At 68.9% G+C, this 14388-nt stretch carries 12 protein-coding genes and 1 tRNA gene; 5 read left to right on the top strand and 8 right to left on the bottom strand.

The features are described from left to right. The first annotated feature begins 121 nt into the window (after positions 1 to 121). Positions 122 to 646, top strand: coding sequence for a gamma carbonic anhydrase family protein (locus tag GGQ96_RS05550; protein ID WP_184112479.1), 525 nt, complete (start codon positions 122 to 124; stop codon positions 644 to 646). A gap of 25 nt (positions 647 to 671) precedes the next feature. On the opposite strand, the gene GGQ96_RS05545 is transcribed toward GGQ96_RS05550, so the two are convergent. Beyond that, on the bottom strand, positions 672 to 3260 hold the full coding sequence (locus GGQ96_RS05545; RefSeq protein ID WP_184112477.1) for a M1 family metallopeptidase: 2589 nt from the start codon (positions 3258 to 3260) through the stop codon (positions 672 to 674). A gap of 97 nt (positions 3261 to 3357) precedes the next feature. Here GGQ96_RS05545 and GGQ96_RS05540 point away from each other — a divergent pair, with 97 nt between their 5' ends. After that, positions 3358 to 4320, top strand: coding sequence for an NAD(P)H-dependent flavin oxidoreductase (locus GGQ96_RS05540; protein ID WP_184112475.1), 963 nt, complete (start codon positions 3358 to 3360; stop codon positions 4318 to 4320). Positions 4321 to 4433: 113 nt separating this feature from the next. Here GGQ96_RS05540 and GGQ96_RS05535 read toward each other — a convergent pair whose 3' ends face one another. Further along, on the bottom strand, positions 4434 to 5792 hold the full coding sequence (locus GGQ96_RS05535) for an AmpG family muropeptide MFS transporter (protein ID WP_184112473.1): 1359 nt from the start codon (positions 5790 to 5792) through the stop codon (positions 4434 to 4436). Between the two features lie 75 nt (positions 5793 to 5867). Further along, positions 5868 to 6299 (bottom strand): response regulator, encoded by a 432-nt coding sequence (locus GGQ96_RS05530; protein WP_184113172.1) that lies wholly within the window; start codon positions 6297 to 6299, stop codon positions 5868 to 5870. A gap of 103 nt (positions 6300 to 6402) precedes the next feature. On the opposite strand from GGQ96_RS05530, the gene GGQ96_RS05525 reads away from it, so the two are divergent. Both GGQ96_RS05525 and rsmD read left to right on the top strand, forming a co-directional pair. After that, complete coding sequence (locus tag GGQ96_RS05525) at positions 6403 to 7995, top strand: pseudouridine synthase (protein ID WP_184112471.1); 1593 nt, start codon at positions 6403 to 6405, stop codon at positions 7993 to 7995. A 3-nt stretch (positions 7996 to 7998) separates the two neighbouring features. Then, positions 7999 to 8535, top strand: coding sequence for a 16S rRNA (guanine(966)-N(2))-methyltransferase RsmD (gene rsmD, locus GGQ96_RS05520; protein ID WP_184112469.1), 537 nt, complete (start codon positions 7999 to 8001; stop codon positions 8533 to 8535). Here rsmD and GGQ96_RS05515 read toward each other — a convergent pair. The 3 genes from GGQ96_RS05515 to GGQ96_RS05505 form a co-directional block, all read right to left on the bottom strand. Then, entirely contained in the window at positions 8526 to 9821 is a 1296-nt protein-coding gene (locus tag GGQ96_RS05515; RefSeq protein ID WP_184112467.1) for an MFS transporter, read from the bottom strand. The two genes, rsmD and GGQ96_RS05515, sit on opposite strands and share 10 nt — an antisense overlap. A 78-nt stretch (positions 9822 to 9899) precedes the next feature. Continuing rightward, positions 9900 to 9975: transfer RNA gene (locus GGQ96_RS05510), tRNA-Thr, on the bottom strand. A 103-nt stretch (positions 9976 to 10078) separates the two neighbouring features. Continuing rightward, positions 10079 to 10786, bottom strand: coding sequence for a sensor histidine kinase (locus tag GGQ96_RS05505; RefSeq protein WP_184112465.1), 708 nt, complete (start codon positions 10784 to 10786; stop codon positions 10079 to 10081). A gap of 144 nt (positions 10787 to 10930) precedes the next feature. On the opposite strand from GGQ96_RS05505, the gene GGQ96_RS05500 reads away from it, so the two are divergent. Beyond that, positions 10931 to 11320, top strand: coding sequence for a response regulator (locus GGQ96_RS05500; protein ID WP_184112463.1), 390 nt, complete (start codon positions 10931 to 10933; stop codon positions 11318 to 11320). 13 nt (positions 11321 to 11333) lie between these two features. On the opposite strand, the gene GGQ96_RS05495 is transcribed toward GGQ96_RS05500, so the two are convergent. Together GGQ96_RS05495 and GGQ96_RS21140 are read right to left on the bottom strand one after the other, a co-directional pair. Next, entirely contained in the window at positions 11334 to 11651 is a 318-nt protein-coding gene (locus GGQ96_RS05495) for a response regulator (protein WP_246360186.1), read from the bottom strand. 34 nt (positions 11652 to 11685) lie between these two features. After that, complete coding sequence (locus GGQ96_RS21140; RefSeq protein WP_221239832.1) at positions 11686 to 14364, bottom strand: PAS domain-containing sensor histidine kinase; 2679 nt, start codon at positions 14362 to 14364, stop codon at positions 11686 to 11688. Positions 14365 to 14388: the final 24 nt, after the last annotated feature.

Here is a 14388-nt window from a genome sequence, read left to right as displayed (position 1 = left end):
GATCGCAGGCGCCCGAGGCGGCAAGGCGTTATCGCGCCTTTCCCGACGGAAAACAGGAGACGCGACGACCGGCCGCACATGGCGCTCGACAGGCCGGTCGCCGCCATGTCACGCTGGCGTCATGCCCCTCTATGCCCTTGGCGATCGTCGCCCCGTCCTTTCGCCGACCGCCTGGATCGCGCCCTCCGCCGATCTGATCGGCGACGTGGTGCTCGGCGAGGCGGCTAGCGTCTGGTTCGGCGCAGTCATCCGTGCCGACAACACCACGATCGCGATCGGCGCGCGCAGCAATGTGCAGGACGGGGCGATGCTCCATTCCGATCCCGGCGCGCCGCTGACCGTCGCGGAGGACTGCACGATCGGCCACCACGCCATTCTGCATGGCTGCACGATCGGCGCGCGGGTGCTGGTCGGCATGGGCGCGACGATCCTGAACCATGCCGCGATCGGCGAGGATTGCCTGGTCGGCGCGGGTGCGCTGGTGACGGAGGGCAAGAGCTTTCCGCCGCGCAGCCTGATCATCGGCAGCCCGGCGCGCGCCGTGCGGACGCTGGACGATGCCGCGCTGGCGGGGCTGCGCCGCTCCGCCGAACATTATGCGGCGCGCGGGCGCCACTATGCCGAGGCGCTGGTCCGGATCGACTGACCCGGACCAGCGGCTCGCGGCGGGATCAGCGGCCTGCCAGCCAGCGCTCGGTCGCCGGGCGCAGGCGGTCGGCCACCGCCTTGCGCACCGCGATCAGCGACACGGTCTGGTCCGCCACGTTGCGCGCGGACTCGGGCAGGAATTGCGAGGCATAGGCCCTGATCTTGCCTGGCATCGCCGGGTCGTTCGACCCGCCGCCCAGCGAAGGGATGTAGCGCGCCTGCGAGCTCTGCTCGACAAAGCCGTTGACCAGGTCGCGGTTCGCCACCGCCCAGTCGAACGCCAGGTCGGGGTGCGCGCCAGCGATCGCGCGCAGCAGGCTGGCCTTTTGTGGATCGGTAAGGTCCTTGCCCTTCAGCAGTTCCAGTGCGCGCTTGGCGAGCGCCTCGTCCCGCGCCGCGCCGAGCAGCGACACGAAGCGGTTCTTGGCGACGGGCGAGCGCTCGGCCTGCATCAGCGCGAACAGCTGGTCCCACTCGGCCGGCGTCGCATTGGTGGCGTAGGTCGAGAGGATCGGATTGCGGATCGCGGGCGGGATCGCGGTCGGATTGGCGGCGAGCTGCCCGACATAGGCCCGCGCGCGCGCCGCGACCTGCGCATCGCCCAGATAGCCCAACCGGCCGATCAGCGTCTCGCGCAGGTTGGTCACCAGCGCCGACTCGCCGGGCTTGGCCTCGAATCCGATCCGCGCCAGCACCGGCGCGAACAGCGCGGCCTGGCGGGTCCGCAGCTTCGCCTCGAGCGGCGTGTCCTGATAGAGGCCGGTCAGCGCGCCGAGCTTCGCCGCGACCATCGACCATTCGAGCGGATCGGCGGTCACGCCCACCCGGTCCTGCACCGCGAAATAGCGCGACAGGTCCTGATAACCGCCGGCCGCTAGGGCATAATCGTCGCCCAGCGTGCCCAGTCGATCGCCGAGCGCCAGGCGGGTATAGTCGCGCACGATCGCGGCATGGCCGGCATCGTCATATTGGACGCGGGTATAGGAGCCCTTGCCCTGGTTCAGCACCAGCGTGCCGCAGCCCTTGACCGTCACCGAGGTCGGCGCTGCGCCGGTCACGATCGCGTCGCTCGCGCCGCCGCCCAGCGTCGCGAGCTTGATCGGCACGTGCCAGGTCTGCGGTTTGCGCGACGCCTCGTCCAGGCCGAAGCGCGTCTGCGCCAGCGTGACCACCGTGTCGCCGCCGGTGCAACGCGCGCCGGTCATCGTCACCAGCGGCACGCCCCCCTGCAGCGTGAAGTCGCGCGCCACTTCGGCGACATTCTTGCCGGTCGCGGCCGACAGCTCGGCCCAGAGCTGGTCGGTGACGGTGTTGCCATATTTGTACTTGGCCATGTAGCGGCGGATGCCGTCGCGGAAAGGCCCCTCGCCCAGCCAGCTTTCCAGCATCCCGATCACCGCCTGCCCCTTGGCATAGGTGATGCCGTCGAACGCGTCGCTGATCTGGTCGACCGTCTCGACATGGCGGATGATAGGATGCGTCGCCTGGGTGGCGTCGATCGCCATCGCGCTCTCCCGGTCGAAGGCGATGGCCGCGTCCGCCGCCTTCCAGCTCGGGTTGAGGTCGTTGGTCGCCTTGCCCTCCATCCAGGAGGCGAAGCCCTCGTTCAGCCACAGATCGTCCCACCAGGCCATGGTGACGAGGTCGCCGAACCATTGGTGCGCCATCTCGTGCGCGACGACGGTGTGGATGCGCTGGCGGCCGCTCTCCGTGGTGCGCGCCGGGTCGAACAGCAGTTCGGGCTCGAAATAGAAGATCGCGCCCCAATTCTCCATCGCGCCGAAGAACTGGCTGGAGCCCGGCCCTGCGATCATGTCCATCTTCGGGAGCGGATAGAGCTGGCCGAAATAATCGTTGTAATAGGTCAGCAGCCGGGTGGCGGAGGCCAGCGCGTAATCGCCCTGGTCGACGACGCCGCGACGGGTGATCACGCCGATCTGGGTATTGCCCGACTGGACCGTCTTGCGTTCGACGTCGCCCAAACCCAGAAATAGCAGGTAACTGGACATCACCGGCGTCTCGCCGAAGCGATAGAGCTGGCTGCCGTCCGCCTGCTTGGTCACCGACGCGGCGGGCATGTTGGAGAAGGCGGTCTGTCCCGCCGGCGCGCTGGTGGTCAGGCGGAACTTGGCCTTGAACGCCGGCTCATCCCACATCGGCGCGAAGCGGCGCGCGTCGGGCGCCTCGAACTGGGTCGCCAGCATCCGCGACTGGCTGCCGTCCGGGTTGCTGTAATCGATCGCGAAAAGGCCGGCGGCCGAGCTGTTGATCTTGCCGGTCCAGGCGAAGGTCAGCCGGTGCTGGCCAACGCTGGCGGCCTGGGGCAGCGTGATGGTGAGCGTCTGCGCCTGGGGGTCGGCGGCGACCGTCACCGGCTTGCCGTCGAACGTCGCACGGGTCACCTGGATCTCGGCGGCGTTGAGGGTCAGCGTCCTGGTCGCCTCCTTCACATCGACCGTCACCGATTCGCTGCCCGAGAAGGTCATCGCCTTCGCATCGGGCCGAACGTCGATGTCATAGAGCAAGGGCACGACATTCTTGGACAATTGTCCCGCCGCCATGGCGGGCGCGGAGACGGTCAGGGACAGCAGCAACGCTACGGCAAGCTTCATCGGGAACTCCGGACGACAGGACGGCTGACCTATGCGGCGACGAACCGGGCTTCGCAAGCGCTGGACAGCCGCCTTGGCGTCGTTAGGCTCCCGCCCCATGACCCATCCCGCCCTCTTCGACCGGCTGCGGCTGCCGGTGATCGCCTCGCCCATGTTCATCATTTCCGGACCCGAACTGGTCATCGCCCAGTGCAAGGCGGGGATCGTCGGCTCCTTTCCGGCATTGAACGCCCGGCCGCAGGCGATGCTGGACGAATGGCTGCACCGCATCACCGAGGAGCTGGCCGCGCATGACCGCGACCATCCCGATGCGCCGTCCGCGCCCTTCGCGGTCAACCAGATCGTCCACCGTTCCAACGACCGGCTGGAGGCGGATCTGGAGACCTGCGCCAAATGGAAGGTGCCGATCGTCATCACCTCGCTCGGCGCGCGCGAGGACCTGAATACCGCGGTCCATGGCTGGGGCGGGATCACGCTGCATGACGTGATCGACGACACCTTCGCGCACAAGGCGGTCGACAAGGGCGCGGACGGGCTGATCGCGGTGGCCACGGGCGCCGGTGGCCATGCCGGGCGCCTGTCCCCGTTCGCCCTGATCGCCGAGATCCGTCAGTGGTTCGACGGGCCGCTCGCCCTGTCGGGCGCGATCGCCACCGGCGGCGCGGTGCTGGCGGCGCAGGCGATGGGCGCCGATTTCGGCTATATCGGCTCGCCCTTCATCGCCACCACCGAGGCGAACGCCGATCCCGCCTACAAGCAGGGCATCGTCGACGGCCGGGCGCGCGACATCGTCTATTCGAACCTGTTCACCGGGGTGCACGGCAACTACCTGCGCCAGTCGATCGTCGCCGCCGGGCTGGACCCGGATGCGCTGCCGGAAGGCGACTTCAAGACCATGAACTTCGGCGGCGGCGACGGCGCCAAGGCCAAGGCGTGGAAGGACATCTGGGGCTCGGGCCAGGGCATCGGCGCGGTCGACCGGGTCGAGCCGGCGGGCGACCGCATCGCCCGGCTGAAGCGCGAATATGACGCGGCGCGGGCGCGGTTACGGTTGGGGTGAACCTCCTTCCGGGCTTCGGCGGAAGCCGCACCCCAGGGTGAGATCATCCGACGGATCGTCACCCTGCTCGACCCTGGGTTCCGCCATTCGCCGGAACACGACGCCTCTCTCCATCACACGTCGATGACGTCGCCCTTGCCCTCGCGCCGCGCATCGCCCGGCCCGGCGGTGCCGGCGGACCCGATCGACCGGTCGATCAGGCCGCTGCGGCTCATCCACCAGAACAACGCGACGCCGGGCAGCGCGATGACGGTGGTCAGCAGGTAGAAGTCGACATAGCCGATCCGCTCGACCAGCCCGCCCGCCGTGGTGGCGGTAAGCAACCGCCCGACAATGCTCGCCGCGGCCGAGATCAGCGCATATTGCGAAGCGGTGAAGCGCAGGTCGCACAATGCCGAGAAATAGGCGATCACGGTCACGCCACCGATGCCGCTGGCGATGTTCTCGAACCCGATCGCGCCAGCCAGGCCCCAGTTGCTATGTCCACTGGCGGCGAGCAGCGCGAAGCTGGCGTTCGATACCGCCATCAGCACGAGGCTGATCAGCACCGAGCGCTTGAGGCCGAGCCGCGCATACATGGCTCCGCCGATGAAGATGCCGATCAGATACGCCCAGAAGCCGACGCCGATATCGTAGATCGCGATCTCGTCGTTCGAGAAGCCCAGGTCGTTCAGCAGCAGCCGCAGCACCAGCTGCCCCAGCGTGTCGCCGATCTTGTGGATCAGGATGAAGGCCAGGATCACCACCGCCCCTTGGCGGCGGAAGAACTCCGCGAACGGTCCGACGATCGAGGCGACGACCTCGCCCATCCCGCGCCGGGCGGTCGGCTCGCGGTGCCGCTCCGGCTCGCCCAGCAGCAGCCCGGTCAGCATCGCCGGCAGCGCGAAGACCGCACAGGCCAGATAAGCCCCGCTCCACCCGATCCGCGCCGCCAGCACCAGCGCCAGCGATCCCGCCAGCACCGATCCGATCCGCCAGCCATATTGCGTCATCCCCGATCCGACGCCGAGCTGGTAGGGCTTCAGCGTCTCGATCCGGTACGCGTCGATCACGATGTCGAAGGTGGCGCCGGCGAAACCGACCAGCACCGCCGCGACCACCGTCGCGCCGACCGACTGTCGGGGATCGACAAAGGCGAGATTGGCGACCGCCGCCATCACCAGCACGCCCGCGAACACCAGCCACGAGACGCGCTGGCCGAGCCCGCCGATCAGCGGCAACCGCACACCGTCCACCACCCACGCCCAGAAGGGCTTGAGGTTGTAGACTAGGAAGCCGAGCGTGAAAGCGGTGATCGTCGCCTTGTCGATCCCGTCCTGCGCCAGTCGCGTCGTCAGCGTCGCGCCGATCATTGCGTAGGGAAAGCCGGAGGATATGCCGAGCGCGAAAGCGGCGATCGGCTCCCGCTCACAATAGGGGCGTATGCCCTGCCACCAGCCGCCCCCTACGCGATCCTGCACCCGATCCGTCATCCACGCTCCCCGGCCCCGACGCGCCGGGCCATATGAAAGCGCGTGATCATAGAGGCTAATCGGGCGGAAGGAAGATCAGGCGGCCTGCACGAACAGGCGAAATCCGGGCGGCAGACGACGCGGCGGCTTGCCCTGCATCCCATCCTCGATCGCGGTGATCGCGCCCAAGAGGTCGCGTTGGGCATAGGGTTTGGACAGGCAACCGGCGGCAAGCTCGATCGCCTCCGGCGGGCAGGCCCCGGTAACGAACAGCACCGGCACCTCGCGCGCCTGTGCGGCGCGGGCGACATCGACGCCCGACCCGTCCGCGAGGTTGACGTCGACCAGGACCAGATCGATCTCGACTCCATCCGACAGCACCGCAACCGCATCCGCGACGCGGTCGACGGTGGCGACGATCTCGTAATCGGCTTCCGACAGCACATGCTCGGCATCGAACGCTACCAGCGGTTCGTCCTCGACGACCAACAGCTTGACGATCTGCCTTTTCTTCCTCCCGAACAGCATCAGGTCGCCCATTCGTTTCGCTTCGGGATCATAACGCGTCCGTGGCGTCCAAGTCGCAAAGTTTTTTTCGCGCCGACCGTCATTCGCATGTATTCGGCGCGGCATGACCGAAGACACGACGTCCGGCGGCGATCGCCCCAAGGGCGACCGCATCGCCAAGCTGCTCGCCCGCGCCGGCATCGCCTCGCGCCGCGATATCGAGAAGATGATCGCCGAGGGGCGGATCGCCCTGAACGGCACGCTGCTCGACACGCCCGCCACCATCCTGACCAGCCTGAAGGGCGTGACCGTGGACGGCGAGCCCGTCGCCCCGCCCGAGGCGGCGCGGCTGTTCCTCTATCACAAGCCGGTCGGGCTGTTGGTGACCGAATGGGACCCGGTCGGCCGGCCGACCATCTATGACAAGCTGCCCGGCGACCTGCCGCGCACCATGCCGGTCGGGCGACTCGACCTCAATACCGAAGGGCTGCTGCTGCTGACCACCGACGGCGGGTTGAAGCGGCTGCTGGAACTGCCCGCGACCGGGGTCGAGCGCACCTATCGCGCGCGCGCGTACGGCGACGTGACCCAGGCCATGCTGGAAGAACTGATCCACGGCATCGAAATCGACGGCGTCCGCTATGGCTCGATCGACGCCAATCTGGAGCGGCGCACGGGCGCGAACGTCTGGATCGAGATGACGCTGACCGAGGGCAAGAACCGCGAGGTGCGGCGCGTGCTGGAGCATCTCGGCCTCCAGGTCGGGCGACTGATCCGCACCCGCTACGGCCCCTTCGTGCTCGGCGACCTGCCACCAGGCGCGGTCGGCGAGGTCAAGCAGCATGACCTGGTCGCCTTCACCAAGACGCTGAACGGCCCCCGGCGCGGCAAGGGCGCCGACCTGGCGACGCTGGTCACGGTCGAGGCGCGGCCCGCGCCCAAGATCGCCCCGCCCGTGGAGCCGGAACCCGAGGCACCCCCCGCCCCCCGGCGCGAGCCGGAGGGGCGCCGCCGCATCTCGCCCGCCCCGCGCGCGCAGGCGGGGAGCGGCGGCTGGGGATCGCGCGCGCGGCCAAGCCGACCGGCCGAGCCGCAGCGCGAGCGTGACGACCGCTCCGCCCGCACCTTCGGTCTTGGCGCGGAGCGGCCGCGCACCACGCGCTCCGGCGAGGGCCAGCGGCCGGCGCGGGAGGACCGGACCGGCGGCAACCAGCGCTTCGGCAGCGAACGCCCCGGCGATCGTCGCACCGCCCGGGATGGAAGCGAGCGTCCGGCCCGGACCGAGCGCGGCGCGCAAGGCCGTCGCACCGGCACCGATCGCTTCGCCCACGATCGCCGGCCGCGCCGCGACGAGGGCGATCGCGCCGCCTCCCACCGGTCGGATGCCGCCGCTCGTCCCCCGCGTGGCGACGGCGAACGCGGTCGCGACCGCTTCGCGACCGACCGCGCCGCGCCACGCGGCGAGGGTCGCGACGCGGGTCCGGCGCAGGGGCGATCGCCCTCGCGTGGCAGATTCTCCCCCAACGCCCCCGGCACACGCGCGCCCAGCGCCGCCGCGCGCACGCCCGGTGCCACCAACCCGCGGCGCCTCGGCAAGGGCTCGTCCGACGGCGCGCCGCGCCCCGGCAGAGGCTCGTCCGGAGACGCGTCGCGCCCCGGCAAGGGCCCGTCCGGCGGACGCGGCCATCCGCCGCGCGCGCCCAAGGGAAAGCGCTGAGCCATGCGGGTCATTGCCGGACACTGGCGCGGCCGCCCGCTCGCCGCGCCTCAGGGTGAGGCGACGCGGCCCACCGCCGACCGCACGCGCGAGGCCTTGTTCTCGATGCTGACCAGTCGTTTGGGCAGTTTCGAGGGGCTGGCCGTCGCCGACCTGTTCGCCGGCTCGGGTGCGCTCGGCATCGAGGCGCTGTCGCGCGGCGCCGCTACCTGCCTGTTCGTCGAGCAGGATCGAACGGCGCTCGACACGCTCAAGGCCAATCTCCAGAAGCTTGGTGCCCGCGGCGACGTGCGGGCCGGATCGGTGATGTCGCTGGGACCGGCGCGCGCGCCGCTCGACCTTATGATGATGGACCCGCCCTATGGCACCGGCGCGGGCAGCGTCGCGCTCGACAAACTGGCGCGGCTCGGCTGGGTCGGCCCCGCCACCTGGGTCAGCATCGAAACCGCGCGCGACGAAGTGGTCGAGGTCGGCGGCTTCGCGGTCGATGCCAGCCGGGTCCATGGCAAGGCCCGGCTGACCCTCCTGCGTCAGGCCTGACGGCGCCGCCCGGCGCGGGGAGGAACCGGGGCGGGCCGGATCGCGACCAGCGCGATCAGGCTCAGCCCCGCCGCCGCGCTGAGATACAGGCCGACCGCCCACAGGCCGCGCTCCATCGCCAAACCCTGCGCCACCAGCGGAGTCAGCCCGCCGCCGATCACCCCAGCGACGTTGAACGCCATCGACGCGCCCGTATAGCGCACCCGCGCTGGGAACAGGCCGGGCAGCCACGCGCCGAGCGGACCATAGACGAAGCCCATCGCGAACAAGGTCAGCGCCAGGAAGGCGAAGGCCCCCGCCGCCGATCCGTCCATCAGCGGCTGGATGGTGAAGCCGATCAGCACCGTCGCGACGCACCCGCCGGCCAGCACCCGCCGCTCGTCCCATTTATTGTCGGCCAGCCAGGCCGCCAGGTAGATGCCGGCAGCCATGAACAGGATCGCGCCAAGCTGCATCAGCAGGAATTGCTGCATCGGAAAGCCGAGCGTTTTGGTGCCATAGCCCAACAGGAAGGCGGTGCCGACATAATAGGCGGCGAAACAGGCGATCGCCCCTACGGTGCCCGCCAGCGTCGCCCCGCCATGGCGTCGCAGCAGTTCCGCGATCGGCACCGCCGGCGGCGGCGCGGCCTCCAGCGAGGCGGCGAATTCCGGCGTCTCGGTCAGTTTCAGCCGGATCCACAAGCCGACCGCGACCAGCGCGGCGCTGATGACGAAGGGGATGCGCCAGCCCCAGTCGCGAAACTCCGTCGGGGTAAGCCACAGCCCTATCAGGAGGAACAGGCCGTTGGCGGCGATGAAGCCAGCCGGCGCCCCGAGCTGCGGCGCGCTGCCATAGCGGGCGCGCCAGCCCGGCGGCGCATGTTCCACCGCAAGCAGCGCCGCGCCGCCCCACTCGCCGCCAAGACCGAAGCCCTGCCCGAAGCGCAGCATGCACAGCGCCAGCGGCGCGAGCCAGCCGGCGGTCGCATAGGTCGGCAGGAGCGCGACCAACGTGGTCGAGACGCCCATCGTCAAGAGCGAGGCGACGAGCGTGGACTTGCGCCCCACCCGGTCGCCGAAATGACCGAACACCAGGCTGCCGATCGGCCGCGCGAAAAAGGCGACGGCCAGGGTGGCGAAGGCGGCAAGTTGCTGCGTACCAGGTGCGCCTTTAGGGAAGAACAGCTCGCCGAACACCAGGGCGGCGGCGGTGGCATAGACGTAGAAGTCGTAGAATTCGATGGTGGTGCCGACGAAACTGGCGGCGAGCACGCGGCGGTGCGACGGCGAAGTCGATATGGTCATGACACCCCTCCCCGCCCCCGTTGCGCCGCCGCGGGGCCGAGGTCAACGACGGGATAGGCAGGCCGGACTGAGCGTTGCTGGTGCCGGTTGCAGGACTCGAACCCGCGACCTCCGCTTTACAAAAGCATTGCTCTACCAACTGAGCTAAACCGGCATGGCTTCTCCGCTATCAAAGCGCGGCGCGGAAGCCAACACCCGGCGGCGGTTTTCCGGCGGATTCGTCCGGACGCTTGGTGGTGCCCCGTGGTCGGTCCGCCTCAGTCCGGATCATCGTCCCCAGGCTCGGCACCCTGCCCGATTCGGAAACAGGGCGTGGGCAGACGCATCTCGCAGAGGATGCCGCCCGGCCGATAGGCAAATTTGGTAGACGCGCCGAGCTGATAGGGGAGCGCCTCCTCGACATATTGGCGGCCGAAGCCGCGGAGCTGCTGCGCGCCGGCCACCATCGACACGCCCCCTTCGCTCCAGGCGAAGTGGAGCGCACCGTCCCCTGCCAGCGACCAGACGAGTCGGAGCGATCCGCGCGATTGACTAAGCGCGCCATATTTGATCGCGTTGGTCGCCAGCTCGTGCACCGCCAGCGCCACCACCTCGATACTGTCGTCGCGGATATAGCAGAGCGGCCCGGTGATGACGCAGCGGCTGGTGTCGAGGCACTGGCTGGTGACCAGTTCGTCGCGGACGATCTCCTCCAAGTCGACCAATCGCTCGCCGCCATGCGACATCACGCCTTGGTAGCGGGCGATCGCGGCGAAACGGCCTTCGAAATGCGCGGCGAAATCGTCGACCGAATGGCTGTTGTCGTGCGTGCGCCGCAAGATCGACCGAATAATCGCGATCAGGTTCATCAACCGGTGACGCGTATAGCCGTCTTGGTTCGACGCCCCGGCGGCATCGGCCGGCGCCGCTGCAGCCGTGTCCCCCGCCTGCTGGTCGGGTCCGTGGTCGGCCGTCATCGACTTCATCGTCTCCACGCCTTCCGTTCGAGCCGCCGTCAACCCTGATATATCGAACGGACTAAACAACTGTAAATGAATTGCTTTTTAACACCGCTTTCATATCTTGCGGCCTTTCGATGGAGATGATCGACGTGCAGGTGGAGCTGAACCATGATTGACCCCGCCTTGTCGGGCTTAGACATCCTGGTGGTGGAGGACGAATATCTGCTCGCCGATGATTTGCGCGCCATGCTGAGCCAGGCGGGCGCACGCGTGGCGGGGCCGTTCGCGGCGGTCGCGCACGCGGCGGAATGGCTGGACCGAGGCGCAGCGGTTGATTTCGCCCTGCTCGACATCAATCTGGGCGGCAGCCTGATCTTCGACCTGGTCGCACGATTGCGCGCGGCCACGGTACCAATCGCCTTTCTGACCGGATACAGCCACAGCGCCATCCCCGACATCTATGCCGATATTCCGGTGCTCGACAAGGCCGTGCTGCTCGGTACGCCGGACCGGCTGATGGCGCGGATCGTGGAGGAACTCGGCCGGGTCGTCGCGTGACCCCCCGCCCGCGTCAGGCGTGGATGACCCGCCCGATCGCGCGCGTCACCTGATGAATAGGCACCGGCTTCTCGCAATGCGGCGCCGCCATGAAGCGGGCGGGGAAGATCGAGCGGTCATAACCGGTGGTGAACAGGAACGGCACGCCCAGCGCCGCCAGGTGATCGGCGACTGGAAAGACCAGCTCGCCGGCCAGGTTCACATCTAGGATCGCGCCATCGATCGTGGTCGCCGTCGCGATGCAGCGCATCGCCTCCGCCACGGATCCCGCCGGCCCCAGCACCAGTGCCCCCGCCGCCTCCAGCACCATGTGCAGCTCGTCGGCGAGCATGAACTCATCCTCGACAACCAAGATGCGGCAGGCGCTAAGCGTTCGGTCCACCATGATGTCGCATTTCCCCCGTGCTTGCCGACACCGGCAGGGAGATAGTGCAATGCACGCCGTCCGGCTCCAACCTGAATGAGGTTCTGGCGCGAAGCTGGTACGGCAAGGCGCGCTCGATCAGCTCGCGGCCCTGCCCGGTCCCGATGGGCGTCCCCCCGCCATGGCCTGCTCCGGTGGGATTTGGCATCGTAACATTCGACTCGCGCCAGTCGACATGCAGCCAGGGCTGGCCAGCGCCCTGAGCGGGCTCAAACCGCCAGCGTATCGTCAACCGACCGTCTGCCTGCGCCAGCGCGCCATATTTGACGGCGTTGGTCGCCAGTTCGTGAATCGCCATGGCCAGAGTCTGCACGGTCGAGGATCGCAGCCTGATCCCCTCCGGCCCGTCCAGAGTCACGCGGTCGGGATGGTCGGTCATCGCCGCCAATTCAGTCGCGATCAGGGTGTCAAACGTCACCCGATCCTGATCCTCCAGGCGGGACAGGAGCGTCTGGACCCGAGCGAGGGCGTCGAGCCTGTCGCGATAGCGCAAGCGGAAGTCGGCCAGGTCGCGACTGGCGCGCGCCGTCTTGTCAGATACGGAGCGGACCACGCCGATCAGGTTGCGGGTGCGATGCTGCAGCTCGTTGACCAGCGCCTTTTGCCGCTCCTCCCATTCGCGCCGCCCGGTGACGTCAACCACCGCGCCGATCATCCGGGTCGCCGTACCATGTTCGTCGTAGAAGAAGCGCCCACGGCCATGCAACCAGTGGACGCTGCCATCGGGATGGACGACGCGGAACTCGCGGATATACTCGCGCTTCTCAGCCATCGCGGCGCGCAGGTCCGCCTCCGCCCCGTCGCGATCCTCGGGATGAAGCCGAGCGGCCCAGGCCTGGTAGCTCGGCTGCACCTCCCCGACCCTGTAACCCTCCAGGCGAAAATGCTCGTCGGACCACAGCACTCGGTCGGATCGCATGTCCCAGTCCCACAGCCCCAGCCGGCCCACCTCGATCGCGCTGGTCAGGAACGCCTCGTGCTTCTCCAGGGCTTGTTGCGCGGCCTTGGCCTGGGTGACGTCCTTGCCGATCCCGCCGATCATCGCGACACCGCCGTCACCGCCGCGAATCGGGAAACCAGTTTCGCGCAGCCAGCGGACCGCGCCGTCAGCCGGCCGGCGCACGCGATAGTCGAAGCTCGCCTGCTCGCCGGCGCGCACCCGGCGCAGCGCCGCAATCACGGCTCGGCGATCCTCGGAGAGGACCAGCGCCAGCCAAGTACGGAAATGGCCGCCGCCGAGCGCCCGCTCCCGCGACAGGCCATGGATCGTTTCGAAGGCGGGGGTCAGATACTGCCACTTCAGCGAAACCGCGTCGCGAATTGACAATATGTCCTGCGAGGCGTCGCCGAACTGTCGCAGGCGTTCCTCGCTGGCACGCAGCGCCTCGGTATTGCGCTTGAGCGTATCGATATCCGTTATGACGCCGGCTTGGCCGGTTACCTCGCCATCCTTGCCCCGTATCGGCACGGACGTTACTTGCGTCCAGATTTCGCGTCCGGACTCGTCGGTGTGAAGCATCTCGACACCCGGCGTCACCCGCTCGCCGCGCAACGCTCTTGCTCCCGGATAATCGGCCACCGCCACCGGCCGGCCATCCGCATCCCAGGCGCGCCAGCGCCGCGCGGCGTCGGGATCGCGCGACGGGATCAGCCCGTTCGGCAGGAAGCGGGAGAGCTCGGCATTCGTCATCACGGTCCGTCCCGCGGCATCCGTGACCAGTACGCCCATCGGCAGAGCCTCGAACACCGCCGCCAACCGGGCGTTGCTCTCGTCGATCCGCGCCTGCGCCATCGCGTCGCGCAATCGCTGCACCTCGGCCTGCGCCTCCTTCCAAGCGGTGATGTCCTTGGTGGTGGTGGCGATGCCGTCGCCCAGCTTCACCACCGACTGGTAGAACCAGCCGTCGAACTGCTCATGGACGTAGTGGCGTTCGGTCTGTTCAGGCACGCCCGTCTCGGTGACGCGGCAAAAGGTGTCGAAGATGCCGGCTTCGACCACGCCGGGATTGCGCTGGAGAAGGCTTTCTCCCCGGACCTCGCCATAATGATATTCGGACGTGTGGTTGTTGAGCACCCAGCAGAAATCGACGATCCGCCCCTGGTCGTCGCGGATCGCGTTGAAGACCTGGATCATGTCCTGCGAGCAATCCATCGTCGCCTGAAGCAAGTCGCGGCTCTGCTTCAGCTCGGCGGTCCGGTCACGGATCTGCCGCTTTAGGTGCAACCGGTCCTCGCCGTCGCGCGCCGCATCGGCGTCGTCCCGCGCGGCGATCATCGCCGTCGCCAGCACCGCGACCACCGCCCCGTCGGCATCGCGGATCGGCGCGCCGCTCCACGCCGTCCCGTCCACGACGACGCGAAGCGGCTCGCCGGCCCAGGCCGGCGCCAGGCCGGCGACCAAGCCGGCGGGCGGGCGCTCGCTCCATCGCCCCGCCGCGCCGATGCGCCAGTCGTGCCACGCATCGTTGCACAACGCGGTGCGCTCCGCCCCGACCAGCAGCAAGGCGGGACGCACCTGGTCGAGCAGCATCGACACCGCCCCGCGCAGGCTGGCGGACCAGCGCTCGATCGGCCCGAGCGGCGTTTCCGTCCAGTCCCGCTCGCAGACCCAGCGCGCCATCGGACTGTCCTGCGGCAACCAGGC

The sequence above is a fragment of the Sphingomonas abaci genome, from assembly GCF_014199625.1.
In the GTDB taxonomy this organism is placed as follows: domain Bacteria; phylum Pseudomonadota; class Alphaproteobacteria; order Sphingomonadales; family Sphingomonadaceae; genus Sphingomonas; species Sphingomonas abaci.
Note: the sequence above shows the minus strand (reverse complement) of the source record. Positions and strands in the feature narration are given on the sequence as shown.